Source organism: Streptomyces sp. NPDC043680, from assembly GCF_056436685.1.
In genome coordinates this window covers 168,549-194,980 of sequence record NZ_JBWKCE010000011.1, presented here as the reverse complement: position 1 = coordinate 194,980, position 26,432 = coordinate 168,549, and the positions used below count along the sequence as shown (strand labels likewise).

Below are 26,432 nucleotides of genomic sequence, written 5' to 3'. Positions count from 1 at the left end.
GCCTTTTCGTTGTCCCGGGTGCCGGCCCGACCCGCGCGGACCCGGGCGTTCCGCCCCGGTGTGACATGTGGCACGATGCTGGCTCCCCGTCACCGCTCGCACAGGAGACCCCCCGCGTGCCGAACAGCCCCGCCGAGCCGGCACCCACCTGGGAAAACCCGGCGCACAGCAGCGCCCGGCCCGTCCACTGGCTCGCCACGGCGTGCGCCGTGGCCGCCGTCATCGCCGGCGCGGGACTCCTCCAGCCGCAAGCGGCGGCCATCGGCCCCGCCGCGGCGCCGGCCGCCGACCCCTCCGGGGCTCCCGCGGCCGACGCCGTGAGCGGCCCGCAGGCCGCCGCTCCCGACGCCGCCGGGGTCACCTACCCGCTCGACTGCAAGGGAACCCCCGTGGCCGTGACGGCCACCGCCCAAGGCGACCTCGACGGAGACGGCCGCCCCGAGACCGTGGCCGCCGTCCGCTGCGACGCCGGATCCGGGACCCCGCCCCACGCCCTCTACGTACTCGCCCAGGACAGGACGCCGGGCGCCCGGCCGAGGATCGTCGCCACCCTGCTGGAGGCCGGCCGCAGGCAGACCGCAACGGACCTCACCGTGCGCGACGGCGTCGTCACCGCGAGCCTCCTCGGGTACACCTCGCCCCAGGTGCCCCGCTACAGCCCGGACCTCAAACAGCTCGCCAAGTGGCGCTGGAGCGGCGGAAAATTCCGCCAGGAGCTGACGGATTCCGCCGCCAGGAGTGTTTGAACCGTCACTCCGCGTCCGGACCGTAGACCTCCACCCTGTCCGAAACACGCCTTACGTGGATGCAGTCGCCGGGGCATTCCTTCGCCGAGTCCACCACGTCCTGCAGCAGCGTCAGCGGAACCGGAGTGGTCGCCCCCGCCTCCACCAGCAGCTCGTCGTCGGGGCTCTTCACATAGGCCAGACCGTCGATGTCCAGCTCGAACACCTCGGGCGCGTACTGCACGCAGATGCCGTCACCGGTGCACAGGTCCTGATCGATCCAGACCTCAAGCGGCTCTGCGGCCTGCCCGGCGCCACCCGTGGGAGCCTCCTGCTGCACGGTCATATCTCCTGCCGTTCCTGCGCTCAGTGATCAGTTCTCGTCATCCGTCGGCGGCAAGTCGCGCGAGCCGTGACGGGTGTTGAACACTTCGACCTTACAACCGGCCGCTTTCAGATGTTGATGGGTGGGTATTTCCTTGGCGTGAGGGAGTACGCAAGGGTGAAGATCGGACACACCTCTACCGTCTTTGTGATCTAGGGGTTTCAATCACCACCAGCCCAGGTAGGGTCAGGAAGCGTCCAGCTCCCCTTGGAGGAGGTGAGGACCGTGGCAGCCCACGACGACGACATCAACCGCGGCATCCGGCCGGGGCGAGGGTCTGAGGACCCCGCCGGCCAGGTTGCCTACCTAGAGCAGGAAATCGCCGTCCTGCGACGTAAGCTCGCCGACTCTCCGCGACACACGAGGATTCTCGAAGAGCGGATCGTCGAGCTCCAGACAAACCTGGCCGGCGTCTCCGCGCAAAACGAGCGACTGGCAAATACGCTCCGTGAGGCCCGCGACCAGATCGTCGCCCTCAAGGAGGAAGTCGACCGGCTCGCGCAGCCGCCGGCCGGCTTCGGTGTCTTCCTGCAGGCGAACGAGGACGGCACCGTCGACATCTTCACGGGGGGCCGCAAGCTCCGCGTGAACGTCAGCCCCAGCGTCGACCCGGAAGACCTCCGGCGCGGCCAGGAGGTCATGCTCAACGAGGCCCTCAACGTGGTCGAGGCCATGGAATTCGAGCGGGCCGGGGACATCGTCACCCTCAAGGAGATCCTTGAGGACGGCGAGCGCGCCCTGGTCATCGGGCACACCGACGAGGAGAGGGTGGTGAGGCTCGCCGAGCCGCTGCTGGACATCACCATCCGCCCCGGCGACGCCCTGCTGCTCGAACCCCGCTCCGGCTACGTCTACGAGGTCGTCCCCAAGAGCGAGGTCGAGGAACTCGTCCTCGAAGAGGTCCCGGACATCGACTACGACAAGATCGGCGGCCTGGGCGACCAGATCGAGCTGATCCGCGACGCGGTCGAGCTCCCCTACCTCTACCCGGACCTGTTCAAGGAACATGAACTGCGGCCGCCCAAGGGCATCCTGCTCTACGGCCCGCCCGGCTGCGGCAAGACGCTCATCGCCAAGGCGGTGGCCAACTCCCTTGCCAAGAAGGTCGCCGAGGTGACCGGCCAGCCGGCCGGAAAGTCCTACTTCCTGAACATCAAGGGCCCCGAACTCCTCAACAAGTACGTCGGCGAGACCGAGCGGCACATCCGCCTCGTCTTCCAGCGTGCCCGTGAGAAGGCCAGCGAGGGCACCCCCGTCATCGTCTTCTTCGACGAGATGGAGTCCCTCTTCCGCACCCGCGGCTCCGGCGTCAGCTCGGACGTGGAGAACACCATCGTCCCGCAGCTGCTCGCCGAGATCGACGGCGTGGAGGGCCTGGAGAACGTCATCGTCATCGGCGCCTCCAACCGCGAGGACATGATCGACCCGGCCATCCTGCGGCCCGGACGCCTCGACGTGAAGATCAAGATCGAGCGGCCGGACGCCGAGGCGGCGAAGGACATCTTCGCCAAGTACCTCAAGGCCTCGCTGCCGCTCCACAGCGACGATCTCTCCGAGCACGCCGGCTCGCCCGACGTCGCGGTGCACAGCATGATCCAGACCGTCGTCGAGCAGATGTACGCCGAAACCGAGGAGAACCGCTTCCTTGAGGTCACGTACGCCAACGGCGACAAGGAAGTCCTCTACTTCAAGGACTTCAACTCGGGCGCGATGATCCAGAACATCGTCGACCGGGCCAAGAAGATGGCCATCAAGGCCTTCCTCGAACACAACCAGAAGGGTCTGCGGGTCTCCCACCTCCTCCAGGCGTGCGTGGACGAGTTCAAGGAGAACGAGGACCTGCCCAACACGACCAACCCGGACGACTGGGCCCGGATCTCCGGAAAGAAGGGCGAGCGGATCGTATTCATCCGCACCCTCGTCACCGGAAAGCAGGGCGCGGACACCGGACGCTCCATCGACACGGTGGCAAACACCGGTCAGTACCTCTGATCGAAAAGGGCGGCTGCGGGTGCCCTCATCGGGCACCCGCAGCCGACTGCTTTACCGACCGCTTTTCAGCCGGTGACGGGGCGAAGTCAATGACTGAAATGATCTCCCCACCAGCGCGGAGTGGTTCTAGGCTCTTCCGTACCGCCGGTCGCGCAGTGCGGGGACGGGCACCGCACACGCACCGGAGCACCAGCGGTACTTGAGCGCCGCTCCCGAACGGGAGCGCCGCCGGGCAAGGAGGGCCGCATGACCGTACGGCGAGTAATGGGGATCGAGACGGAGTACGGGATCTCCGTCCCGGGGCACCCGAACGCCAATGCCATGCTCACCTCGTCCCAGATCGTCAACGCCTACGCGGCGGCGATGCACCGGGCGCGTCGCGCCCGCTGGGACTTCGAGGAGGAGAATCCGCTGCGGGACGCCCGCGGCTTCGACCTCGCCCGCGAGGCCGCGGACAACAGCCAGCTGACCGACGAGGACATCGGCCTCGCCAACGTCATCCTCACCAACGGTGCACGGCTCTACGTCGACCACGCGCACCCCGAGTACAGCTCCCCGGAGATCACCAATCCGCTGGACGCCGTGCTCTGGGACAAGGCCGGTGAGCGGATCATGGCCGAGGCGGCGGTCCGGGCGGCCCAGCTGCCCGGCGCCCAGCCCATCCACCTCTACAAGAACAACACCGACAACAAGGGCGCCTCCTACGGGACGCACGAGAACTACCTGATGAAGCGGGAGACCCCCTTCTCGGAGATCGTGCGGCACCTGACCCCCTTCTTCGTCTCCCGCCAGGTCGTCACCGGCGCCGGCCGGGTCGGCATCGGCCAGGACGGGCGCGAGCACGGCTTCCAGATCAGTCAGCGTGCGGACTACTTCGAGGTCGAGGTCGGCCTGGAGACCACCCTCAAGCGCCCCATCATCAACACCCGGGACGAGCCCCACTCGGACGCGGAGAAATACCGCCGGCTGCACGTGATCATCGGGGACGCCAACCTCTCCGAGATCTCGACGTACCTCAAGCTGGGCACCACGGCGCTCGTCCTGTCCATGATCGAAGACCAGTTCATCACCGTCGACCTGGCCGTCGACCAGCCCGTACGCACCCTGCACCAGGTCTCCCACGACCCTGACCTGCACCACCTGATCACGCTGCGCAGCGGGCGCACGCTGACCGCCGTACAACTGCAGATGGAGTACTTCGAGCTGGCCAGGAAGTACGTGGAGGAGCGTTTCGGTTCCGACGCGGACGAGCAGACCAAGGACGTACTGGCCCGCTGGGAGGACGTGCTCGGCCGGCTGGAGAGCGACCCGATGAGTCTGTCGGGAGAGCTCGACTGGATCGCGAAGCGGGAGATCCTGGAGGGCTACCGCAGGCGTGACGGGCTCGGCTGGGACGCCGCCCGCCTGCACCTGGTGGACCTCCAGTACGCGGACGTACGGCCCGAGAAGGGCCTCTACAACCGCCTGGTGGCCCGCGGCAAGATGAAGCGGCTGGTGGAGGAGCCCGCGGTCGAGCGGGCCCAGGGCAAGCCCCCGGAGGACACCCGGGCGTACTTCCGGGGCCGGTGCCTGGAGCAGTACGCGGACGACGTGGCCGCGGCCTCCTGGGACTCGGTGATCTTCGACCTCCCGGGCCGGGACTCCCTCCAGCGGGTCCCGACCCTGGAACCCCTGCGGGGCACCCGCAAACACGTCAAGGAGCTCCTGGACCGCTGCCGCACGGCGGAGGACCTGGTGCGGGTGCTGAGCGGGAACTGAGCGGGAGCTGACGCTTTCCGGGCCGGGAAGCGGCTGAAAGGCCGCCTGGCCGGGAATCATGAGAGAACCCGGACGTTGTGCAAGTACCGGGACGGATGTCGGACCCTCCTTGTAGGGTCCGACGTAGGGTCTGATCTTGAGAGATCCCGAAACCCGGGGTCTCTCCACGTGAGCGTGCGAACCGAGCGGGGTGAGGTAGACATGGCGACCAAGGACACCGGCGGCGGACAGCAGAAGGCGACGCGCTCGACCGAGGAGGTCGAGGAGGCGGCGGTCGAAGAATCGACCGACCTCAAGGAGCGCCAGGAAAAGCTCTCCGACGACGTCGACTCGGTACTTGACGAGATTGACGATGTACTCGAAGAGAACGCCGAGGACTTCGTGCGCTCCTTCGTTCAAAAGGGTGGCCAGTAGACCCGCTTTGCCTTTGATTCAAAGGTGAGTGGGCGAATGGTTCGGCCGTCGACGGTCTGGCGACACGTCGCAATGCGTGTCCTTTCGTCGACGGCCGAGCCGGTCACCTCAAGCGGGCCCGCGGCCTGGCCGAGGCCCGGCGCGACGGGATGATCGCGGCGCAGCGGCGTCTGCCTCATCTGCTTGAAGGCTCCGGCCGCACATGTGGATCATTGCCACACGACGGGTAGGGTCCGTGGCGTACTTTGCTTCAACTGCAATACGGCTATCGGACTGTTGGGAGACGATCCCGACGCCGCTCGTCGGGCCATCTCATACCTGGAGGGACACGCGTGGAAGCCAACAACCGTGGCACAGGGCGTCTACCGGCAGCCTTCCTGACACCGGGGTCGTCGTCCTTCATGGACTTCCTGGGCTCGCACGCGCCCGAGATGCTGCCGGGGAACCGCAAGCTCCCCGAGGGCATCGTCGAGGCGCCGCACGGGACGACCATCGTCGCCGCGACCTTCCCCGGCGGGGTCGTGCTCGCCGGTGACCGGCGGGCGACCATGGGGAACATGATCGCGCAGCGGGACATCGAGAAGGTGTTCCCGGCCGACGAGTACTCCGCGGTCGGGATCGCCGGTACGGCCGGCCTGGCCGTGGAGATGGTCAAGCTGTTCCAGCTGGAGCTGGAGCACTTCGAGAAGGTGGAGGGGACGACCCTCTCCCTGGAGGGCAAGGCCAACCGGCTCTCCACCATGATCCGGAGCAATCTGGGGATGGCGATGCAGGGGCTGGCCGTCGTACCGCTCTTCGCGGGGTACGACGAGGCCAAGGAGAAGGGTCGGATTTTCTCCTACGACGTGACCGGCGGCCGCTCCGAGGAGCACGGCTTCGCCGCCACCGGCTCCGGTTCGATCTTCGCCAAGGGCTCCATGAAGAAGCTCTACCGCCCGGACCTGACGGAGGAGCAGGCCACCACACTGGTCGTGCAGGCGCTGTACGACGCGGCCGACGACGACTCGGCGACCGGTGGGCCGGACCTGTACCGCCACATCTATCCGATCGTCACCGTCATCACCGACGAGGGCTTCCGCAGGCTGACCGAGGAGGAGTCGCAGGCGATCGCCCGCTCGGTCACCGACCGGCGGCTTGAGCAGCCCGACGGGCCGCGCGCGGCCCTGCTCTGACCCCTCCTCGTCTCGTCGCCCAGAAGAAAGGGACGGATAACCGGTGTCGACTCCGTTCTATGTGTCACCCCAGCAGGCCATGGCCGACCGGGCGGAATACGCCCGGAAGGGCATCGCCCGCGGCCGCAGCCTTGTCGTGCTGCAGTACGCCGACGGCATCGTGTTCGTCGGCGAGAACCCGTCCCGTGCGCTGCACAAGTTCAGCGAGATCTACGACCGGATCGGCTTCGCGGCCGCCGGCAAGTACAACGAGTACGAGAACCTGCGGATCGGCGGTGTGCGGTACGCGGATCTGCGCGGATACACCTATGACCGCGACGATGTGACGGCCCGTGGGCTGGCGAACGTGTACGCGCAGACGCTGGGCACCATCTTCTCCTCGGCCGGTGAGAAGCCGTACGAGGTGGAGCTGGTGGTGGCCGAGGTCGGCGCGACCGCGGCCGGCGACCAGATCTACCGGTTGCCGCATGACGGTTCGATCGTGGACGAGCACGGTTCGGTCGCGGTCGGCGGCAATGCCGAGCAGATCAGTACCTTCCTCGATCAGCGGCACCGGGACGGGATGACCCTGTCCGAGGCGTTGAAGCTGGCGGTGCAGGCGTTGTCGAGCCAGGCGAACGGTGCGGACAAGGCGATTCCGGCCGAGCGGCTGGAGGTTGCGGTGCTGGACCGGACGCGGGTGCAGCAGCGCAAGTTCAAGCGGATCCGGGGCCGGCAGCTGGCGCGGCTGCTGGAGGCGGACGTCTCGGCGGACGTCCAGGCGGATGCCGTGTCGAACGACGAGGTTGCGGAAGACGACGCGGAGTAGGACGCGGAGCCGTCCCCTGCCCAGGGAGCCCCGGTCGGCCCGAGAGGGCGGCCGGGGCTCCGTCGTGTTCAGCGCGCGGGGGCGGGGCCCGAGGAGTCGCGGACGACGAGTTCGACGGGGATGTCGGGGGCGGTCCAGGGTTCGCCCTCCAGGACGGTGAGGAGGGCGGTCATGCCCTGCTCGCCGACGCGTTCGGCGGGCAGGCGCACGGTCGTCAGCTCGGGTTCGACGGCGGTGGCGAGGGCCAGGTCGTCGAAGCCGGTGATCGAGAGGTCTTCGGGGACGCGCAGGCCGAGGCGGCGGGCGGCCTTGCAGGCACCGGCGGCGAGGATGTCGTCGTCGCAGACGACGGCCGTGGGCCGGTCGCAGGGGGAGACCAGGGCGGCCTCCATGGCGGTGCGTGCGTCGGTGACGGTGAGCGCGGCCCGTACGGTGCGCAGCTCGGTGTGCGGGCCCAGGAGGGCAGCGAGGGCTGCGGCACGGACGTCGAAGGTCCAGGAGTCGACGGCCGAGGCGAGGTGCAGGAAGCGGCGGTGACCGTGTCCCAGCAGGTGCTGGGTGACCTGGCGCATGCCGTCGGCCATGGCGAGGTTGACGTGGGCGGCGGCGCGGCCGGCGGCGGGGTCGCTGTCGAGCATGACGAGGGGGAGTTCGGTGCCTCCGATGGCGTCGAGGGCGCGGGCGGCCATGGAGGAGGCGATGACTCCGTCGAGGGCGGCGCGGGCGGAGGCGAAGGGGTCGCGGGCGGGGCCGGTGCCCTCGGGGGAGGGGTAGAGGACGACGCCGAAGCCGTGGGCGGAGGCGACGCGGGCGGCTCCGGTGTAGACGCGGGCGAAGAACTCGTTGGTGAGGGCGGGGACCACGAGGAGGGCGGTACGGGTGCTGCCGAGGCGGAGGTTGCGGGCGGCGAGGTTGGGGCGGTAGCCGAGGGTGGCCGCGGCCTCGCGGACGAGGCCGGCGGTGCGCTCCGAGACGCGGCCGCGCCACTTGTCGCCGAGGACGAGGGAGACGGTGGCCTGGGAGACCCCGGCGGCGGTGGCGACGTCCCGGCTGGTGGGTCTCGTCACAGGGGGCTCCTGGAATCGCGGTGGCGGGCGGGCGGTGGGGTCCGTGGGCCAGGTGGCCGTCTGGACTGCCGAGCTGCGGCCATGGTACGTATAACGGGTCGCGTTATACGTATTACCCGGGTGGTAGTGTCCGGGCTGGAAAGGGGCGCACATGGCCGCGGGATACGCGGAGCTGCTCAGGACCCGGCACGCCGCGAGGCTGCTGGTGGGCACGCTCACAGGGCGGTTGCCGAATGCCACCGCGCCGATCGCCATCGTGCTGTTCACGCGCGCCGAGGGCGGCAGCTACAGCCTCGCGGGAGCCCTGGCGGCCGTCTACGGGCTGGCCAATGCCGTGGGGCAGCCGCTGCTGGGGCGGGCCGTCGACCTGTACGGGCAGCCCCGCGTGCAGCTGCCCGCGGCGCTGGTATCCGCGCTGGGCATGGTGTGGCTGGCGTTCGCGGGCACGGGGTCGGCTGCCGCCGCGTACGCCGCCGTGGTCGTGGCCGGGCTCTTCACGCCTCCGCTGGAGGGCGGCCTGCGGGCGCTGTGGCCCGGCGTGCTCGGCGGCAAGGAGGAGCGGGTGCACGCCGCGTACGCGATGGACGCAGTGGCCCAGGAGGTCATGTTCACGGTCGGTCCGCTGCTGGTGACGCTGTTCGTGGCGCTGTGGGATCCGGCGGGGGCGCTGCTGGTGCTCAATGCGATCGGTGTGCTCGGGGCGCTGTCCGTGGTGGTCAGCGAGCCGTCCCGGACGTGGCGCTCGGCGCCCCGCGAGGCCCACTGGCTGGGTGCGCTGCGCTCGCCGGGGCTGCTGGCGCTGCTGGGGTCGTTCTTCTTCGTGGGGACGGCGCTGGGCTCGATCACCGTGGCCGGTGTCGCGTACGCCGACGACCACGGCGACCAGGCGGTGTACGGCTGGCTGATGGCGGCGCTGGGGCTGGGCGCCCTGGTCGGCGGCGTGGCGTACGGGGCCCGGCAGTGGGCCGGTGCGCCGGAGCGGCGGCTGCGGCTGCTGGTCGCGCTGCTGGCGGTCTGCTATCTGCCGCTGATGCTGACGCCTGGCCCGGTCGCCATGACGGCTCTGGCGGCGCTCGCGGGGGTGTTCCTGGCGCCGGCGATCGCGTGCGCGTTCATCGTGGTGGACCGGCACGCCCCGGCGGGCACGGTGACCGAGGCGTTCTCGTGGCTGGTGACGTTCTTCGGGGTGGGCGCGGCCATCGGTACGGCGGCGGCCGGCCCCGCGGTGGAACTGGGCGGGACGGCCATGGGCTTCGGGGTGGCGAGCGCGGCGGGGGCGGCGGCGCTGCTGGTCCTGATGACCACTCAGCGGATCCTCGCTGTTCCCGGCCGCACCCGCACCGTGACGGGCGCCGCGGCGGCCGCCCCGGAGGGCTCTTCGGGGCGTGTCGCCGCCAATTGATCGAAACGGCGTTCTCGAACCCGGTTTCAGAACAGTGCAGAAGGCGTAATGTTCAGTCATGGACCGCCGCATTTTCGGGCTGGAGAACGAGTACGGCGTCACGTGCACGTTCAGGGGACAGCGCCGACTGTCTCCTGACGAAGTGGCGCGCTACCTCTTCCGCCGTGTTGTGTCATGGGGCCGCAGCAGCAATGTCTTCCTGCGGAACGGCGCCCGCCTGTACCTCGACGTGGGTTCGCATCCGGAATATGCAACTCCCGAATGCGACAACGTGACCGAACTGGTCACCCACGACAAGGCGGGCGAGCGCATTCTCGAAGGCCTGCTCGTCGATGCAGAACGCCGCCTGCACGAGGAGGGAATCGCGGGCGACGTCTATCTCTTCAAGAACAACACCGACTCGGCCGGCAACTCCTACGGCTGCCACGAGAACTACCTGGTGGCACGGCACGGGGAATTCTCCCGCCTGGCGGACATCCTCATTCCGTTCCTCGTCACGCGGCAGCTGATCTGCGGGGCGGGCAAGGTGCTGCAGACCCCGCGGGGCGCGGTCTACTGCGTGAGCCAGCGGGCGGAGCACATCTGGGAGGGCGTCAGTTCCGCGACGACCCGCTCCCGGCCGATCATCAACACCCGGGACGAGCCGCACGCCGACGCGGAGCGCTACCGCCGCCTGCACGTGATCGTCGGGGACTCGAACATGTCCGAGACGACGATGCTGCTCAAGGTCGGCGCCACCGACCTGGTGCTGCGCATGATCGAGGCGGGCACGGTGATGCGGGACCTGACCCTGGAGAACCCGATCCGGGCGATCCGCGAGGTCAGCCACGACATCACGGGCCAGCGCAAGGTGCGACTGGCGAGCGGCCGGGAGGCCTCCGCGCTGGAGATCCAGCGGGAGTACTACGACAAGGCGGTGGACTTCGCCGAGCGCCGCGGGATCCGCAGCGGCACGGTGGACCAGGTGCTGGAGCTGTGGGGCCGCACGCTGGACGCGATCGAGGCGGAGGACCTGGACCGCATCGAGACCGAGATCGACTGGGTCATGAAGTACAAGCTCATCGAGCGGTACCGCGGCAAGCACAACATGACCATGTCCAACCCGCGAGTGGCCCAGATAGACCTCGCGTACCACGACATCCACCGTCGGCGCGGGCTGTACTACCTGCTGGAGCGCAAGGGGCAGGCGGCGCGGATCTGCAACGACCTGAAGATCTTCGAGGGCAAGTCGGTGCCCCCGCAGACCACCAGGGCGCGGCTGCGCGGTGACTTCATCCGCCGGGCGCAGGAGCAGCGGCGGGACTTCACCGTCGACTGGGTGCACCTGAAGCTCAATGACCAGGCGCAGCGCACCGTGCTGTGCAAGGACCCGTTCCGTTCGGTGGACGACCGGGTGGAGAAGCTGATCGCCGGGATGTGACATCTCACTGATCTTGGGCAGGGCCCCGTACGGATCTCGTACGGGGCCCTGCGCACGCCTTAGAGTGGCGGCGACCGCTTGCCGTCTGAGATCTGAGGAACACGTGCGCCGACTTGCCGGCCTGCTTGTCGTACCCCTTCTGCTGCTGTCGACAGCAGCGTGTGGCGACAGCGGCTCCGACTCCGCCCAGATGAAGAACGGGGTGCCCGCGATCACGAAGGGCGCCAAGTTCGGAGAGACGCCCACCCTGTCGAAGGGCAAGGGCGACCCGCCGAAGGAGCTGAAGGTGGAGACCATCAGCGAGGGCACCGGCCCGGCGCTGAAGAAGGGCGACGTCGCCCAGGTCAACTACCTCGGCCAGGTGTGGGACGGCAAGGAGCCGTTCGACCAGAGCTTCGGCAAGGGCAAGCCGTTCGAGGTGACCATCGGTGCCGGAATGGTCATCAAGGGCTGGGACCAGGGCCTGGAGGGCAAGAAGGTCGGAAGCCGCCTGGAACTGGTGATCCCGCCGGCCCTGGGCTACGGGGAGAAGGGCTCCGGCGACAAGATCAAGCCGAATGCAACGCTCGTCTTCGTCGTGGACATCGTCAAGGGCACCAGCGTCCCGGCCTCCGCCACCGGCAAGGAGGTCGCGCAGGACAACAAGGACCTCCCCAAGGTCGGTACGAACACGGACGGCAAGGAAGTCTCCGTGACCGTCCCCAAGGACGGGACCCCGCCGTCCAAGCTCGTCTCGAACTACGTCCTGGAGGGTGACGGCCCGGCCGTCAAGGACTCCGACAGCGTCGTGGTGAAGTTCAACGGCAAGACGTGGAAGGACGACAAGACCTTCGAGAGCACGTACGCCACGGACCAGACGGTCACCTGGCCGATGGAGCAGCTGTCGGTCAAGGGCCTGAAGGACGGCCTGCTCGGCAAGAAGGTCGGCAGCCGCATCCTCCTGGTCATCCCGCCGGACCAGGCCTTCGGCGACAAGGAGCAGGGGACGATCCCGGCGAACTCGACGCTGGTCTTCAGCCTCGACATCCTCGCCGTGATGTAAGACTGTCCCCGTTGTCCACCAGTTTTTAGGAGCAGTTCCGTGAGCGACAAGCTCGAAAAGCCCGAGATCGACTTCCCCGAGGGCCCGGTCCCCACCGACCTGGTCATCGAGGACATCTGGGAGGGCGACGGCGTCGAGGCCAAGGCCGGTTCCAAGGTCTCGGTCCACTACGTGGGCGTGGCCTTCTCCACCGGCGAGGAGTTCGACGCCTCCTGGAACCGCGGCGCCCCGCTGCAGTTCATCCTGGGCATCGGCCAGGTCATCTCCGGCTGGGACCAGGGTGTCCAGGGCATGAAGGTCGGCGGCCGCCGCAAGCTGACGATCCCCGCCCACCTCGCGTACGGCGACCGCGGCGCCGGCGGTGCCATCAAGCCGGGCGAGACGCTGATCTTCGTCTGCGACCTGATGGACGCCTGATCCGCGACGCGTGACCGGTGAAGGGCCCCCGCCGTGAGGCGGGGGCCCTCGCTTTTGCCGGGGCCCGCCGGGGCGGTACGGTCAACGGTCACGGACGTATACGACGTGCAAGTCGGGTAAGCGGAGAAGGGCGGAACGGCGTCGATGGCGATTGCCAAGGCCGAGCGGCTGATGAATCTGGCGCTGTGTCTGCTCGGGACACGCCGGCCGCTGAGCAAGCGTGAACTGCGCGGTTCCATCGAGGCGTACATGGAAGCGGGCAACGACGAGTCCTTCAACCGCATGTTCGAGCGGGACAAGGACGATCTGCGGGAACTCGGCCTGGTCATCGAGACGGTGGAGAACCTGGAGGGCGAAACGGGCTACCTGGCCCGCCGGGACAGCAACCGCTTGCCCCCCGTCTCCCTGGACGCCGAGGAGGCCGCGGCCCTGGGGCTGGCGGCGAAGGTCTGGCAGCAGGCCCGCCTCGCCGGAGCCGCGAGCGGCGCGCTGCAGAAACTGCGGGCCGGCGGGATGCCGGAGGCGGGTTCCCCGTACGAGGGTCAGCACAGCGCCATCGAGCCGCGCATCCCCGTCCACGAGGCGGCGTTCGAACCGCTGATGCTGGCCTGCCGCGACCGCCGGCCGGTGGTCTTCGACTACCGCAAGTCCACCGCCGCCCGGCCCGAGACCCGTCAGGTGGAACCGTGGGCGCTGGAGTGCTGGCGCGGGCACTGGTACCTGGCCGGATACGACCGCGAGCGCGGGGCGGAGCGGGTGTTCCGGCTCTCCCGGATCACCGGCAAGGTCCGCTCGCGGGCGGGCAGGTACACCGCCGAGGTGCCGGACGTGGTGACCGTGCGGGAGACCGTGGCGAGCTGGGCCGGGGAGAGCGCGGACCGCACCGCGCTGATCCGGCTGCGGGCCGGGGCGGGCTACCCGCTGCGGGCCAGGGCCGCGGCAGTGCGCGAGGGCGCGGACGGCTGGGACGAGCTGGAGATCCCGTACGGGCACGGGCTCGACGCCTGGCTGGTGGAGTTCGGGCCGGACGTGGTGGTGGTGGAGCCGGCCGACCTGAGGGCGGACGTGGTGGACCGGCTGCGCGCCGTCGCCGCGGGCTGAGCGCACGCACCCGTACGCACGTACGACACTCCGGCGCCGCACCCGCCCGCGCCGGGTGCGGCCCACGTACGACCGCACCACCCGCACCACCGCCGCACGCACAGCACCGCATCGCACACGCACAGCACCGCACCGCACTGCACCCGCACGACCGCACCGTTCGCATGACGCGCCCTGAGGGGGAGACGTACCAGCATGGCTGCCAACGCCATCGACCAGACCCGCCGGATGCTGTCCCTGGTGACCTACCTGCGCGAGCGCCCCGGCGCGCACGTCGCCGACGTCGCCCGCGCCTTCGGGATCACCGAGGACGAGCTGATCTCGGACCTCGACGTGCTGCCCATGTGCGGCACCAGCTTCCGCGGCGGGGACCTGCTCGACATCGACACCGACGGGGAGCGCATCTGGTGGCGCAACCCCGACGCATCGGGGGAGTCCACCGCCGAGCCGCTGCGGCTGGCCGCCGACGAGGCGACCGCGCTGCTGGTCGCCGCCCGCGCCGTGGCCACCCTGCCCGGCCTGCGCGAGAGCGACCGGGACGCCCTGCTGCGGGCCACCGCGAAGCTGGAGGCGGCGGCGGGCGAGGCCGCCGGGGCCAGCGCCCGGCTGAGCGTGACCTTCGAGGCGGAGGGCGGGGTCTTCGCCGACGTCGACCGGGCCATCGCCGAGCGCCGGAGGCTGTGGCTGCGCTACTACTCGCCCGCCCGGGACGAGCTGACCGAGCGCAAGGTCGACCCCATCCGCCTGTTCACGGTCGGCCACACCTACATGGAGGGCTGGTGCCACCTCTCCGAGGCCCGGCGCACCTTCCGGCTCGACCGGGTGGCGGAGATCCGCCTGCTGGACGAGCGGGCCGAGCCGCCCGCCATCGAGCCGCGCGACCTGTCCGAGGGGCTCGTGCAGCCGGCCGCCGAGGACCCGGAAGTCGTCGTCGAGGTCGGGCCGGGCGGGCGCTGGGTCGCGGAGTACTACCCGCACGACAGCGCCGAGGAACTGCCCGACGGCGGGCTGCGCATCACGCTGCGCAGCCCGGACCCGGCCTCGCTGCGCCGTCTCGCGCTGCGGCTGGGCCGGGAGGGCCGCATCGTGGCGCCGCAGGAAGTGGCGGACAGTGCCCGCCAGGCGGCCCGCGAGGCGCTCGCCGGGTACGGGGAAGCGGTCTGAGCACCGCGGCGTACGGCCCGGGACCCGTACGCGGGCCGTGCCACGCACAGGGCGGCACGGGCAGGCAGCGCCATGGACAGGCGGTGCCACGGGCAGGCTGTGGCTCCGGCCAGGCCGCCCCTGGCCAGGCCGCCCCTGGGAAGGCCGTGCCGTACGCAACAGAAGTGGGCTGAGGGGAGCGCCGAGCGATGTCGCCAATGTCTGGGCCACGGGGTGTGTCCGCCGCCGCCGGGCCGCCGGGGCGGTCGGCCGCGGCGGGGCCGGTCTCCTTCAAGGCGGCCTGTCCCGACTGCCGGGCCCGCTTCGAGCTGGACGCCGCCGCGTTGCGGCTGGTCATCGGCGGCAGCCGGCGGACCACCTTCTACTCCTTCATCTGCCCCGAGTGCCGTGCCTCCGTCCGCAAGCCGGCGGGTGAGCGGATCGTGGAACTGCTGACCGGTGGCGGCGTGAGCACCCTGCGCAGCATCTGAGGCGGCGGGGGTGGCCCGGCCGCGATCGGCCGGGCATCCCCTAAGCTCGTCCCATGCTGTGGCCCATGCTCGCGATCGCCCTGGGGTTCCTCGGGTGCGCCGTTCTCGCCGTTGCCGCCCTGCGCGTGTACGCGGAGGTGCGGCGGCTGTCCGCCGAGGTGGCCCGGTCCAGCCGCCGGGTCGCGGACGCCTCGGCGGAGCTGGAGCGGGCGGCGACGGACCTGGCCCGGGCGGGCCAGGTGATCCGGCCGTAGTGCGCACGTGTCCGTACGTCTATGGCAACTGCAGGACGGGCCCCGTACGGTCGGATCCGGACCGCCGGAGCCGTACGCAAGCCGGGAGACCCCCGGGGATTGCCGGGCGTTAACCCCCGGGGGTTACGATCCTTGTCGAGCGGCTCCGGATCGCCTCCGACGTCGCCCGCCACCACAACCAGCCGTTTCGGTGAGAAGGAAGACACACATGATCGGCAATCTGAAGCCCCTTGAGATCCTTCTGATCATCGCTGTCATCGTGCTGCTGTTCGGTGCCAAGAAGCTCCCCGAGATGGCCCGCTCCCTCGGCAAGTCGGCCCGCATCCTCAAGAGCGAGGCGAAGGCCATGAAGGCCGAGGGCGCGGCGGACGACAACACCGCCGCCTCCACGGTCGCCGACCAGACGCCCCAGCAGGCGGCCCCGCGCACGATCAAGGCGGCCCCCGGCGACGTGACGAGCTCGCGGCCCGTCGGCGAGCCGAACCACACCGCCCAGGGCTGACCGCCCGCCCGCGGTCGCCTTCCGGCCGCGGTCACACCGGGATGACCGGTCATCTGCAACGAGACAAGGGACGTGGGTTGCTCAAGTCTGCCCGCAAGCAGGGGAAGCAAGGCAAGCAGGCGAAGGACGCCGAAGGGCGGATGCCGCTTGTCGAGCACCTGCGTGAGCTGAGAAACCGCCTGCTCAAGTCCGTCCTGGCGATCCTCGTGATCACCGTCGTGGCGGCCTTCTACTACAAGGACCTCATCGACTTCATGCTGAAGCCGATGCTGGACTCCGTCGGCTGCACCGGCGGGGTGGTCTCGCAGCGCAACGGCCGGCCCTGCGCCGACATGACCGTGAACGGCCTCATCGCCCCGTTCTCGATCGCCCTGAAGGTCTCGCTCACCGCCGGAGTGGTGCTCTCCGCCCCCGTGTGGCTCTACCAGCTGTGGGCCTTCACCGCCCCCGGACTGCACAGCCACGAGAAGAAGTACGCGATGAGCTTCGTCGCGGCCGGCGCGCCGCTGTTCGGCGCGGGCGCGGTCCTCGCGTACAAGCTGCTGCCGCAGACCGCCACGATCCTCCTCGACTTCACTCCCGAACACGCGCGCAACCTGCTCCCGGTCGACGACTACCTCGACCTGGTCACGCGCATGGTCGTGGTCTTCGGCCTCGCCTTCGAGCTGCCGCTGCTGCTGATCCTGCTCAACTTCACGGGTGTCCTCACGGCGAAGCGGCTGGCGAGCTGGTGGCGGGCCATGGTGCTGGGCATCACGATCTTCGCCGCGTTCGCCACCCCGACCGGTGACCCGCTCACCATGCTGTCGCTGGCCGCGCCCATCGTCGCCCTGTACTTCATCGCCCTCGCGATCTGCCTGGTCAACGACCGCAGGCGCAGGCGCGGCAACCCGGACGCGCTGCTCTCCGACGACGAGGCGGCCGAGCTGGACCTGACGCCCGCGCCGATCGGTGCGATGGAACCGGTCGCCCCCGCGGCCGCCCTGCCCGAGCAGGTGGACGGCGAGCACCGGCGGATCAACGGTTACGACGACGCCACCTGACAGGTACTCCTCCAGTTGCCTCCCCAGACCGCGTCCGGGGGGATCCCCGGAGGTGCCCCACCCCCTCCACCACCGAAAGGTGCCCGCGGCGGTGAGCGCTGAGATCACCCTTTTCGTCAACCCCACCGCGGGACGCGGCCGGGGCGCGCAGGCCGCGCAGCCGGCCGCTTCGTCGCTCCGGGCCGCCGGCTTCTCCGTACGGACCGTCGTCGGCACCGACGCCGGGGACGCGCTCGACCGGCTGCGGGGTGCGGTACGGGAGGGCACCGGGGCGGTGATCGCCGTCGGCGGCGACGGCGTGGTCTCCCTGGCCCTGCAGGCGGTGGCCGGGACGCTGGTGCCGCTCGGTGTGGTGGCGGTGGGCACCGGCAACGACTTCGCGCGGGCGCTGGGACTGCCCGTACGGGACCCGGCGCGGGCGGGCCGGCTGGCCGCCGAGGCGCTCAAGGAGAGCCGGATCCGGGAGATCGACCTCGGGCGGGTCGACGGGGCGGGCGGCGGGACCTGGTACGGGACGGTGCTGTGCTCCGGCTTCGACTCCCGGGTCAACGACCGGGGCAACCGGATGCGCCTGCCGGCGGGCCGTTTCAAGTACGACCTGGCGATGCTCGCGGAGCTGGCCGCGTTCAGGCCGTTCCCGTACCGGATCACGCTCGACGACGGCCCGGTGATCGAAACCGAGGCCACGCTGGTCGCCGTCGGCAACGGCTCCTCGTACGGTGGCGGGATGCGGATCTGCGCGGACGCCGTTCCCGACGACGGGCTGTTCGACGTCGTGGTCGTCGGCGACTGCAGCCGGACCACCCTGCTCTCGGTCTTCCCGCAGGTGTACCGGGGCGCCCACCTGAGCCACCCGAAGGTGAGCGTCCACCGGGCCGCGAAGATCACCCTGGAGGCCCCCGGGATCACCGCCTACGCGGACGGCGAACCGCTGGGCCCGCTGCCGGTGACCGCGCAGTGCGTACCGGCGGCGGTCCGGCTGCTGGCGTAGGCGATCCCGTCCCCGGGTGCCGATAAAGATCGAGACTGTTGTCAGAGGCGACGGGTAGGCTCGATAGCAAGATGACCGAAGAACTTTCACCCGCCGAGCGGTACGCCGCTGCCCGGATTCGCGCCGCCGAAGAGGCCACCGCCCTGTTCCCCTTCCGCGCGATGTACGACTTCGACCTGGACCCGTACCAGGTCGAGGCCTGCAAGGCCCTGGAGGCCGGCAAGGGCGTGCTGGTCGCCGCCCCGACCGGCTCGGGCAAGACCATCGTCGGCGAGTTCGCCGTGCACCTGGCCCTCCAGCAGGGCCGCAAGTGCTTCTACACGACGCCCATCAAGGCCCTGTCGAACCAGAAGTACGCCGACCTGGTCAGGCGCTACGGCGCCGCCAAGGTGGGTCTGCTGACGGGCGACAACAGCGTCAACTCCGAGGCGCCGATCGTGGTCATGACCACCGAGGTGCTCCGCAACATGCTGTACGCGGGCTCGCAGTCGCTGCTCGGCCTCGGCTACGTCGTGATGGACGAGGTGCACTACCTCTCCGACCGGTTCCGCGGCGCCGTCTGGGAGGAAGTGATCATCCACCTCCCCGAGTCGGTGACGCTGGTCTCCCTGTCGGCGACCGTCTCCAATGCCGAGGAGTTCGGCGACTGGCTCGACACCGTCCGCGGCGACACCGAGGTGATCGTCTCCGAGGAGCGGCCCGTCCCGCTGTGGCAGCACGTCATGGCCGGCCGGCGGATCTACGACCTCTTCGAGGAGGAGTCCGACCACGGCGGCCGCGGCTCCGCCCGCCGGGAGGTCAACCCCGACCTGCTGCGGATGGCGCGCGAGGAGAACAGCCGCACGTACGCCCCGAAGGACCGGCGGCGCGGCAAGATGATCCGCGAGGCCGACCGCGAGCGCGAGCGGCGCTCCCGCAGCCGGATCTGGACCCCCGGCCGCCCGGAGGTCATCGCCCGCCTCGACAACGACGGGCTGCTGCCCGCCATCAACTTCATCTTCAGCCGGGCCGGCTGCGAGGCCGCCGTCCAGCAGTGCCTGTATGCGGGCCTGCGGCTCAACGACGACACCGCCCGCCTGAAGGTCCGGGAGATCGTCGAGGAGCGGACGGCCTCCATCCCCACCGAGGACCTGCACGTCCTCGGGTACTACGAGTGGCTCGAAGGCCTGGAGCGGGGCATCGCCGCCCACCACGCCGGCATGCTGCCGACCTTCAAGGAGGTCGTGGAGGAGCTGTTCGTCCGCGGCCTGGTCAAGGCCGTCTTCGCCACCGAGACCCTGGCGCTGGGCATCAACATGCCCGCGCGCACGGTGATCCTGGAGAAGCTCGTCAAGTGGAACGGCGAACAGCACGCCGACATCACCCCCGGCGAGTACACGCAGCTGACCGGCCGGGCCGGGCGGCGCGGCATCGACGTCGAGGGCCACGCCGTGGTGCTGTGGCAGCGGGGCATGGACCCGGCCGCCCTCGCCGGGCTCGCCGGTACGCGTACGTATCCGCTGCGCTCCAGCTTCAAACCCTCGTACAACATGGCCGTCAACCTGGTCCAGCAGTTCGGGCGGCACCGCTCCCGCGAGCTGCTGGAGACCTCCTTCGCGCAGTTCCAGGCCGACCGCTCCGTGGTCGGGATCTCGCGGCAGGTGCAGCGCAACGAGGAGGGCCTGCACGGCTACCGGGAGGGCATGACCTGCCACCTCGGGAACTTCGAGGAGTACGCGCAGCTGCGCCGTGACCTCAAGGACCGCGAAACGGACCTGGCCAAGCAGGGCGCCGCCCAGCGCCGGGCCCAGGCGGCCAGTTCGCTGGAGAAGCTCAAGCCGGGCGACATCATCCACGTGCCGACGGGCAAGTTCGCCGGACTCGCGCTGGTCCTGGACCCGGGCGTGCCGGCCGGGCGGGTCAACGGGCACCGGGGCCAGGAGTACGCGGAGGGCCCGCGTCCGCTGGTGCTCACCGCCGAGCGGCAGGTCAAGCGGCTCGCCTCCATGGACTTCCCGGTCCCGGTCGAGGCCATCGAGCGGATGAGGATCCCCAAGACCTTCAACGCGCGCTCCCCGCAGTCCCGTCGGGACCTGGCGTCCCAACTGCGAGCCAAGGCCGGTCACATCACGGTGGAGCGGCGGAACCGCGGCCGGTCCGCGGCCGCCGACGACCGCGAGATCACCCGGCTGCGGGCCGCGCTGCGGGCGCATCCCTGCCACGGCTGCGACGAGCGCGAGGACCACGCCCGCTGGGCCGAGCGCTACCACCGCCTCAAGCGGGACACGCAGGCGCTGGAGCGGCGCATCGAGGGCCGCACCAACACCATCGCCCGGACATTCGACCGGATCCACGCGCTGCTGACCGAGCTGGACTACCTGCGCGAGGACGAGGTCACCGTGCACGGCAAGCGGCTCGCCCGGCTGTACGGGGAGCTCGACCTGCTGGCGTCGGAATGCCTGCGCGCCGGGGTCTGGGAGGGCCTGAGCCCGGCCGAACTGGCCGCCTGCGTCTCGGCGCTGGTGTTCGAGGCGCGGCAGGCCGACGATGCGGTGGCGCCGAAGGTGCCGGGCGGCGCGGCCAAGGCCGCGCTGGGCGAGATGGTCCGCATCTGGGGCCGCCTGGACGCACTGGAGGAGGAGCACCGCATCCACCAGGCGGAGGGCGTCGGCCAGCGCGAGCCGGATCTCGGCTTCGCATGGGCCGCGTACCAGTGGGCCTCCGACAAGACCCTGGACGAGGTGCTCCGCGAGGCGGAGATGCCGGCCGGTGACTTCGTGCGCTGGTGCAAGCAGGTCATCGACGTGCTGGGGCAGATCGCCGCGGCCGCTCCGGCCTCCTCCGCTCCGCCGTCCTCGCAGGGCGGGAGCACGGTGGCGCGAAATGCCCGTAAGGCCGTGGACGCGCTACTTCGGGGTGTAGTGGCCTACAGCTCGGTCGGCTAGGGCCTTTTGGGGCTTCCTCCGAGGGTGGGGTTGGCCAGATCTCATCTCTTGCCATGATCGCTTCGGCATGTCCCTGTGCGACGATCACACCATGACCGGCGGAACGGGTCCGGGCTCGGGAACGGGCCCGGACGAAAGGCGAAGACGGGTCGGTCGGCCGCGCGCCGATCAGCTGAGACCACAGAGCGGTCGGCCGCCGCGCGAGGAACTCCTCTGCGCGGCGGCCGAACTGTTCACCCTCCAGGGGTACGCGGCCACCACCACGCGGGCGGTGGCCGAACGGGCCGGAATGCGCCAGGCCACCATGTACCACTACTTCGGCGGCAAGGAGGAACTCCTCGCCGAACTCCTGGAGTCCACGGTTGCGCCCTCCCTGGCGCTGGCCCGGCGGCTGCTCACCGACACCGGCAGACCCGCGGCGCAGCGCCTGTGGGAGTTGTGCCGCGCGGACGTGACGCTGCTGTGCGGGGGACCGTACAACCTCGGCGCCCTCTACCTGCTGCCCGAGGTGCGCGGCACCCGGTTCACCCGGTTCCGCCGGATGCGCGGGGAACTGAAGGACGCCTACCGGACGTTGCTCGACGGCACCACCGCCGGAGCCGAACTGGCCGGTGACCGGGCCGGGCTGGCCTTGCGCAACGACCTGGTGTTCGGCCTCATCGAGGGCGTCATGCTGATCCACGGCTCCGACCCGGGCCGCCCCATGGCCGTCTTCGCGGACGCCACCGCGGACGCGGCGCTGCGCATCGCGGGAGCCCGCCGCTGAGACCCCCGGGGGACCGGAGCCCGCCCCCGTGACGGCCCGGGGCCGAGCACGCGGGCTACGCGGCCCAGGCCGCGTAGTCCTCCCAGGCCCGGAGGGTCAGGGTGCTTTCGAAGTGGTGCGGGGTTCCGGTGATCGGGTCGGTGAACGACAGCGAGCGGGCCAGGAGTTGGAGCGGGCGGCGGTAGTCGTCCGGGGCCGGGTCGGTGACCTGCGGGTACACCGGGTCGCCGAGGATCGGCAGGCCCAGGCTGTTCATGTGCACCCGCAGTTGGTGGGTGCGGCCGGTGTGCGGGGTCAGGCGGTAGCGGCCCAGGCCGCCGCGGGTGCCGGTGAGTTCGATCAGGCTCTCCGCGTTCGGCTCCGCGCCGGGGACCTCGGTCGCCGCGATGACCCCGCGGCTCTTCTCGATGTGGCTGCGGACCGTGCGGGGCAGGTCGACGGCGGGGTCGTGGCGGGCGAGGGCCTCGTACTCCTTGTGCACCCGCCGCTCCTGGAAGAGCAGTTGGTAGGGGCCGCGGTCCTCGGGGCGGATGCTGAACATCACCAGTCCGGCGGTCAGCCGGTCCAGCCGGTGCACCGGGCTGAGCTGCGGCAGGCCGAGCTCCGCGCGCAGTCGGGCCAGGGCGGTCTGCGTGATGTGGCTGCCGCGCGGGGTGGTCGCCAGGAAGTGCGGTTTGTCCACGACGAGCAGGTGGGCGTCCCGGTGTACGACCCGGAGGGGGAACGGCACCGGCGGCTCCGGGTCCATGTCCCGGTGGAACCACAGGTAGGCGCCCGGCTCGTACGGGTCCTGCGCGCGCAGGACCCGCCCGCCGGCGCCGACCACCCGTCCGCCGTGCAGCAGGCGGGCGATGGATTCGGCGCCGCGGGTTCCGGCGTAGCGGGCGGCGAGGTAGCTGCCGAGGTCCTGCCACTGTCCGTCCGGGTCGGCCGGCAGCCGCAGCCGGACCGGGTCGATGCCGGCGCGCTGGGGGAGGGGCGAGGGGGGTACCGGGGTTCTGCGTCTCATCGGGGTCCAGGCTATGCCGCTACTGCCGGGTGAAGGTCCCCAGGTGGTTCTCGTCCAGGTACTCGATGCGGACGGTGCCGTCCTTGAAGGTCACCCCGGTGCGCCCGACCGCGTTCTCACCGGAGGTCTCGAAGCTGAACGTGTCGCCGTCGTAGTGGGTGAGCGCGTACCGCAGCGGCTTGGGGCCGAGGGAGAGGACGAGGCCGCCGGTGCCTCCGGTGGCCGCCGTCACCGTCAGCTTGCCGTAGTACGGGTTGTCGTAGGTCCCGGTGTACGCGGAGTCGGCGCGGGCCGGCTTCGCGCCGGCGGGCGGGTGGGCGTAGTCGGTGGTCGAGCGGTCCGAGTCGTCCAGCCGGGCGTAGAGCTGCCCCACCAGCGGCAGCCAGTCGGCGGTGGGCTTGCCGTGCTCGGCGGTGTCGAAGAAGTCGAGGGCGATGGAGTCGGCCAGGCCGACGGGCGCGCCGTTGGTGAGGACGACGATGCCGAGCTGTTCCAGGGGGAGCAGGGTGACGTTGGTGTTGGCGCCGAGGTCGAAGGCCCCGGAATGGCTCAGGCGCAGCCGGCCGGCCTCGTCGTACGAGACGTTCCAGCCGAGCCCGTAGAAGCCGGTGCGGTTCTCGGGCGGGGTGGGCGGCTGCGACAGGATCTGCGGCAGGTGGGTGGTGGCGAGGGTGTCGGCGGGGATGATCCGGGTCCCGTCGAGGGTGCCGCCCGACAGCTGGAGCCGCATCCAGCGTGCCATGTCGCGGGCGGTGGAGCTGACCCCGCCGGCCGGGGCCTGGGCGTCCGGATCGCGCACGAAGCGCGGGGACCAGGTGCCGTCCGGGTTCTTGACGTGGGTGGCCGCGTGGTCGGGGGCGTGCGCGAAGGCGGAGAACTCGGTGCTGGTGCGGGTCATCGAGGCGGGCTTGAAGAGGGTGTCCTCGCTGAGCTTCTGCCAACTCGTGCCGTGGGCGCGGGCGACGGCCTCGGCAGCCGCGGTGAAACCGAAGTTGGTGTAGGCGTAGCTCGCGCGGAAGGGGGTCAGGGGCTCCATGCGGAGGTGGTCGAGGATGTACGACTGGTCGTAGCCCAGGTCCTCAAGGAGGTCGCCCGCGTGGTCGGGAAGGCCGCTGCGGTGGGAGAGGAGGTCGGCGGTGGTGACGTGGCCGGTGACCCAGCGGTCCTTGAGGGCGAAGCCGGGGAGTTCGGTGCGGCGGTCCCAGTCGGCGGGGTTCTTCAGGGCGCCGGCGACGACCGTGGAGGAGACGGGCTTCGAGAGGGAGGCGATCTGGAAGACGGTGTCCGGGCCGACCTTCGCTGTCTCGCCGGTGCGGCGGACCCCGAAGCCCTGGAGGTAGACCACCTTGTCGCGGTGGACGACGGCCACGGACACCCCGGGGACGCCGGTCTCGCGCATGCCGTCGGTCACGAAGCCGGGGAGGCGTTTGAGGGCCTTGTCGACCTGCTCCTCGCCGATCAGCGGCTTCGGCGGGGGCGGTGGGCTCGGCGCCGCCACCGCTGCGCCTGCGGCCAGCACCACGGCCGCTCCGGTCGCGGACAGCACGCGGAGGGTACGCATGCCGCCATTCTCGCGCCGATCGCCCGAGCCCGCCGGTCGGCGGGCCCGGCGGTCAACGGCACCCGTGCCGCGGGCCCGTTACGGGCGGGGTGCGACCAGTCGGAGTCAGGCGGCCGATTCCTGCTCGGCCAGCACGACGGCGTTCCAGTCGCGCTTGATCGCCCGCCAGCCCTCGTCCGTCTCGCCCAGGCGCCAGTACCCGGAGATGGACAGGCGCTCCCGGGCGATACCGCGCTCAAGGCGCAGGTGGCGGCGCAGGTCCTTGACGAAGCCCGCCTCCCCGTGGACGAAGGCGTGGACGTCCCGGGACGGGAACGGCAGGTTCTGGACCGCCTCCACCAGCGCCTCGCCGACCGGGCGCGTCCCGCGGTGGATCCACATCGGGACGACCCCGTCCGGGGTGGCGAACTTCTGCTCGTCCTCCGGGCCCTCGACCTCCACGAGCGCGTGCACCAGCGCCCCCACCGGCATCCGCTCCATCGCGGCGGCGATGGCCGGCAGCGCGCTCTCGTCGCCGACCAGCAGGTGCCACTCGGCCGCCGGGTCCGGTGCGTAGGCGCCGCCCGGGCCGACGAAGCGTACGAGCTCTCCCGGTTGGACGCGGGCCGCCCACGGGCCGGCCAGACCCTCGTCGCCGTGGACCACGAAGTCGAGGGTCAGCTCCTGGTGCACCGGGTCCCACGCACGGACCGTGTACGCCCGCTGCCGCGGCCAGGCCTCGCGCGGGTACTCGGCGCGGATCCGGTCCAGGTCCCAGGGGGAGGGGTAGGTGACGCCCTCGGGCCCGAACAGGATCTTGATGTAGTGGTCGGTGAACTCGCCCGCCCCGAACCGGGCCAGTCCGGCACCGCCGAGCACCAGCCGCACCATGTGCGGCGTCAGCCGCTCGGTGCGCACGACGACAGCGGTCTCGACCATGCGGGCGCGTCCTTCAGCCACGGCGTCTCCCCTGACTCCCCTGAAACTTAGGCGTACCTAAGTTAGCACTTCAAAGGCGAAGTGCGCTGCCCAGCCGCGCCACCGCTCCGCCCAGGCCCCAGCGGCGCGCAAGGGCGTCGACGACGTCCGGCTCCGCCGGGACGGTCGGGAGGGCCGGGTCGAACCGGGGCAGCGGCACGTCCGAGGCCACGCGGACCACCTTCGGGGCCACCGCCAGATAGGCCCGGGACTCGTCCAGCCGCTTGCGCTGGGCCGGGGTCAGCCCCGACTTCGGGTCGTCGACGGCCGCGATGATCCCGGCCAGGCTGCCGTACGCGTCCAGGAGCTTCGCCGCGGTCTTCTCGCCGATGCCGGGGACCCCGGGCAGGCCGTCGCTCGGGTCGCCGCGCAGCAGTGCCAGGTCCGCATAACCCGGGCCGTCCACCCCGTACTTCGCCCGCAGCCAGGCCTCGTCGGTGATCTGGAGCGATCCGACGCCCTTGATCGGGTACAGCACGCGCCGCTGCCGGGCGTCGTCCACCAGCTGGTAGAGGTCCCGGTCGCCGGTGACGATGTCCACCGGGCCGGTGGCGCGGGCGGTCAGCGTGCCGATCACATCGTCCGCCTCGTACCCGGCGACCCCCACCCGGGCGATCCCGAACGCGTCCAGCGCCGCCTCGATGATCGGCACCTGCGGGGCCAGGGTGTCCGGGGTCTCCTCCACGTCCGGGCCGGTCTCGGTCTCCACGGCGACCCGGTGGGCCTTGTACGAGGGGATCAGCTCCACCCGCCAGTGCGGCCGCCAGTCGGCGTCCATGCACGCCACCAGGTCGTCGGGGCGGTGGTCCTGGACCAGCCGCCCGATCATGTCGAGCAGTCCGCGCACGGCGTTGACCGGCGTACCGTCGGGCGCCTTCACGGAGTCCGGCACACCGAAGTACGCGCGGAAGTAGAGGGAGGCGGTGTCCAGGAGCATCAGGCGTCGAGTCGTCGTCACGACGACGATGATGCCGCACCCCGCCGACGGCGCCCGGTTACGGCCGGGAGCACGGGAAGTGGCCGCAAGAGTGATCGGAAGTGGCACGCGAGTTTCCGCCCGGGCGTAGCCTGGAGGGCTCTTGCGCGCG

General features: G+C 70.8%; 24 protein-coding genes and 2 pseudogenes. 20 read left to right on the top strand and 6 right to left on the bottom strand.

Features of this window, described 5'->3' with window-relative positions; all coding sequences use genetic code 11:
- The first annotated feature begins 116 nt into the window (after window positions 1-116).
- Window positions 117-746 carry a hypothetical protein gene (locus tag AC0666_RS22895; protein WP_478708190.1) on the top strand — a complete coding sequence of 210 codons (630 nt, stop codon included), beginning with the start codon at window positions 117-119 and terminating at the stop codon, window positions 744-746.
- A gap of 4 nt (window positions 747-750) precedes the next feature.
- Here AC0666_RS22895 and AC0666_RS22890 read toward each other — a convergent pair whose 3' ends face one another.
- Window positions 751-1,071 (bottom strand): ferredoxin, encoded by a 321-nt coding sequence (locus tag AC0666_RS22890; protein WP_468583816.1) that lies wholly within the window; start codon window positions 1,069-1,071, stop codon window positions 751-753.
- 264 nt (window positions 1,072-1,335) lie between these two features.
- Here AC0666_RS22890 and arc point away from each other — a divergent pair, with 264 nt between their 5' ends.
- From arc to prcA, 6 genes and pseudogenes are all read left to right on the top strand, one after another.
- A complete protein-coding gene (gene arc / locus AC0666_RS22885; protein WP_468970586.1) occupies window positions 1,336-3,102 on the top strand; it encodes a proteasome ATPase in 1,767 nt (588 codons plus the stop codon).
- Window positions 3,103-3,348: 246 nt separating this feature from the next.
- A complete protein-coding gene (gene dop / locus AC0666_RS22880) occupies window positions 3,349-4,860 on the top strand; it encodes a depupylase/deamidase Dop (protein WP_356852400.1) in 1,512 nt (503 codons plus the stop codon).
- A 201-nt stretch (window positions 4,861-5,061) separates the two neighbouring features.
- Window positions 5,062-5,274: a ubiquitin-like protein Pup gene (locus tag AC0666_RS22875; RefSeq protein ID WP_030016348.1), complete on the top strand. Its 213-nt coding sequence runs from the start codon at window positions 5,062-5,064 to the stop codon at window positions 5,272-5,274.
- Between the two features lie 26 nt (window positions 5,275-5,300).
- A pseudogene (locus tag AC0666_RS22870) lies at window positions 5,301-5,655 on the top strand (endonuclease VII domain-containing protein); the annotation flags it as partial.
- Complete coding sequence (gene prcB, locus AC0666_RS22865; RefSeq protein ID WP_361723397.1) at window positions 5,607-6,446, top strand: proteasome subunit beta; 840 nt, start codon at window positions 5,607-5,609, stop codon at window positions 6,444-6,446. The pseudogene AC0666_RS22870 and the gene prcB, both read left to right, overlap by 49 nt.
- Window positions 6,447-6,489: 43 nt before the next feature.
- Complete coding sequence (gene prcA / locus AC0666_RS22860; RefSeq protein WP_468583814.1) at window positions 6,490-7,254, top strand: proteasome subunit alpha; 765 nt, start codon at window positions 6,490-6,492, stop codon at window positions 7,252-7,254.
- Window positions 7,255-7,322: 68 nt separating this feature from the next.
- Here the strand turns inward: prcA and AC0666_RS22855 are convergent, their stop codons facing one another.
- Window positions 7,323-8,321, bottom strand: coding sequence for a LacI family DNA-binding transcriptional regulator (locus AC0666_RS22855; RefSeq protein ID WP_478708189.1), 999 nt, complete (start codon window positions 8,319-8,321; stop codon window positions 7,323-7,325).
- A gap of 151 nt (window positions 8,322-8,472) precedes the next feature.
- Here AC0666_RS22855 and AC0666_RS22850 point away from each other — a divergent pair.
- The 13 genes and pseudogenes from AC0666_RS22850 (at window position 8,473) to AC0666_RS22790 (ending at window position 21,817) form a co-directional block, all read left to right on the top strand.
- A pseudogene (locus AC0666_RS22850) lies at window positions 8,473-9,772 on the top strand (MFS transporter).
- 9 nt (window positions 9,773-9,781) lie between these two features.
- A complete protein-coding gene (pafA, locus tag AC0666_RS22845) occupies window positions 9,782-11,143 on the top strand; it encodes a Pup--protein ligase (RefSeq protein ID WP_356852392.1) in 1,362 nt (453 codons plus the stop codon).
- Between the two features lie 103 nt (window positions 11,144-11,246).
- Window positions 11,247-12,185 carry an FKBP-type peptidyl-prolyl cis-trans isomerase gene (locus AC0666_RS22840; RefSeq protein WP_361723410.1) on the top strand — a complete coding sequence of 313 codons (939 nt, stop codon included), beginning with the start codon at window positions 11,247-11,249 and terminating at the stop codon, window positions 12,183-12,185.
- Window positions 12,186-12,224: 39 nt separating this feature from the next.
- Window positions 12,225-12,602 carry an FKBP-type peptidyl-prolyl cis-trans isomerase gene (locus AC0666_RS22835; RefSeq protein ID WP_468970600.1) on the top strand — a complete coding sequence of 126 codons (378 nt, stop codon included), beginning with the start codon at window positions 12,225-12,227 and terminating at the stop codon, window positions 12,600-12,602.
- A gap of 144 nt (window positions 12,603-12,746) precedes the next feature.
- A complete protein-coding gene (locus AC0666_RS22830) occupies window positions 12,747-13,703 on the top strand; it encodes a helix-turn-helix transcriptional regulator (protein WP_361723416.1) in 957 nt (318 codons plus the stop codon).
- A 195-nt stretch (window positions 13,704-13,898) separates the two neighbouring features.
- The gene (locus AC0666_RS22825; protein WP_468970603.1) at window positions 13,899-14,867 is read left to right on the top strand and encodes a helix-turn-helix transcriptional regulator; all 969 of its coding nucleotides are present in this window, start codon (window positions 13,899-13,901) and stop codon (window positions 14,865-14,867) included.
- Window positions 14,868-15,064: 197 nt separating this feature from the next.
- A complete protein-coding gene (locus tag AC0666_RS22820) occupies window positions 15,065-15,337 on the top strand; it encodes a hypothetical protein (protein WP_468583806.1) in 273 nt (90 codons plus the stop codon).
- 53 nt (window positions 15,338-15,390) lie between these two features.
- Window positions 15,391-15,591, top strand: coding sequence for a hypothetical protein (locus AC0666_RS22815; RefSeq protein WP_361723424.1), 201 nt, complete (start codon window positions 15,391-15,393; stop codon window positions 15,589-15,591).
- A 208-nt stretch (window positions 15,592-15,799) separates the two neighbouring features.
- The gene (gene tatA, locus AC0666_RS22810; RefSeq protein WP_361723427.1) at window positions 15,800-16,093 is read left to right on the top strand and encodes a Sec-independent protein translocase subunit TatA; all 294 of its coding nucleotides are present in this window, start codon (window positions 15,800-15,802) and stop codon (window positions 16,091-16,093) included.
- 77 nt (window positions 16,094-16,170) lie between these two features.
- A complete protein-coding gene (gene tatC / locus AC0666_RS22805; protein WP_361723430.1) occupies window positions 16,171-17,136 on the top strand; it encodes a twin-arginine translocase subunit TatC in 966 nt (321 codons plus the stop codon).
- Between the two features lie 91 nt (window positions 17,137-17,227).
- Window positions 17,228-18,127, top strand: a complete 900-nt coding sequence (locus AC0666_RS22800) for a diacylglycerol kinase (protein ID WP_478708188.1) — start codon at window positions 17,228-17,230, stop codon at window positions 18,125-18,127.
- A gap of 71 nt (window positions 18,128-18,198) precedes the next feature.
- The gene (locus AC0666_RS22795) at window positions 18,199-21,051 is read left to right on the top strand and encodes a DEAD/DEAH box helicase (protein WP_478708187.1); all 2,853 of its coding nucleotides are present in this window, start codon (window positions 18,199-18,201) and stop codon (window positions 21,049-21,051) included.
- A gap of 91 nt (window positions 21,052-21,142) precedes the next feature.
- Window positions 21,143-21,817: a TetR/AcrR family transcriptional regulator gene (locus AC0666_RS22790; RefSeq protein WP_468970616.1), complete on the top strand. Its 675-nt coding sequence runs from the start codon at window positions 21,143-21,145 to the stop codon at window positions 21,815-21,817.
- A gap of 55 nt (window positions 21,818-21,872) precedes the next feature.
- On the opposite strand, the gene AC0666_RS22785 is transcribed toward AC0666_RS22790, so the two are convergent.
- The 4 genes from AC0666_RS22785 to AC0666_RS22770 form a co-directional block, all read right to left on the bottom strand.
- Window positions 21,873-22,826 (bottom strand): pseudouridine synthase, encoded by a 954-nt coding sequence (locus tag AC0666_RS22785; protein WP_468970619.1) that lies wholly within the window; start codon window positions 22,824-22,826, stop codon window positions 21,873-21,875.
- Window positions 22,827-22,845: 19 nt separating this feature from the next.
- A complete protein-coding gene (locus AC0666_RS22780; RefSeq protein WP_468970622.1) occupies window positions 22,846-24,387 on the bottom strand; it encodes a serine hydrolase in 1,542 nt (513 codons plus the stop codon).
- A 105-nt stretch (window positions 24,388-24,492) separates the two neighbouring features.
- The gene (locus tag AC0666_RS22775; protein WP_478708186.1) at window positions 24,493-25,326 is read right to left on the bottom strand and encodes a siderophore-interacting protein; all 834 of its coding nucleotides are present in this window, start codon (window positions 25,324-25,326) and stop codon (window positions 24,493-24,495) included.
- A gap of 49 nt (window positions 25,327-25,375) precedes the next feature.
- Complete coding sequence (locus AC0666_RS22770) at window positions 25,376-26,281, bottom strand: 5'-3' exonuclease (RefSeq protein WP_468583844.1); 906 nt, start codon at window positions 26,279-26,281, stop codon at window positions 25,376-25,378.
- Window positions 26,282-26,432: the final 151 nt, after the last annotated feature.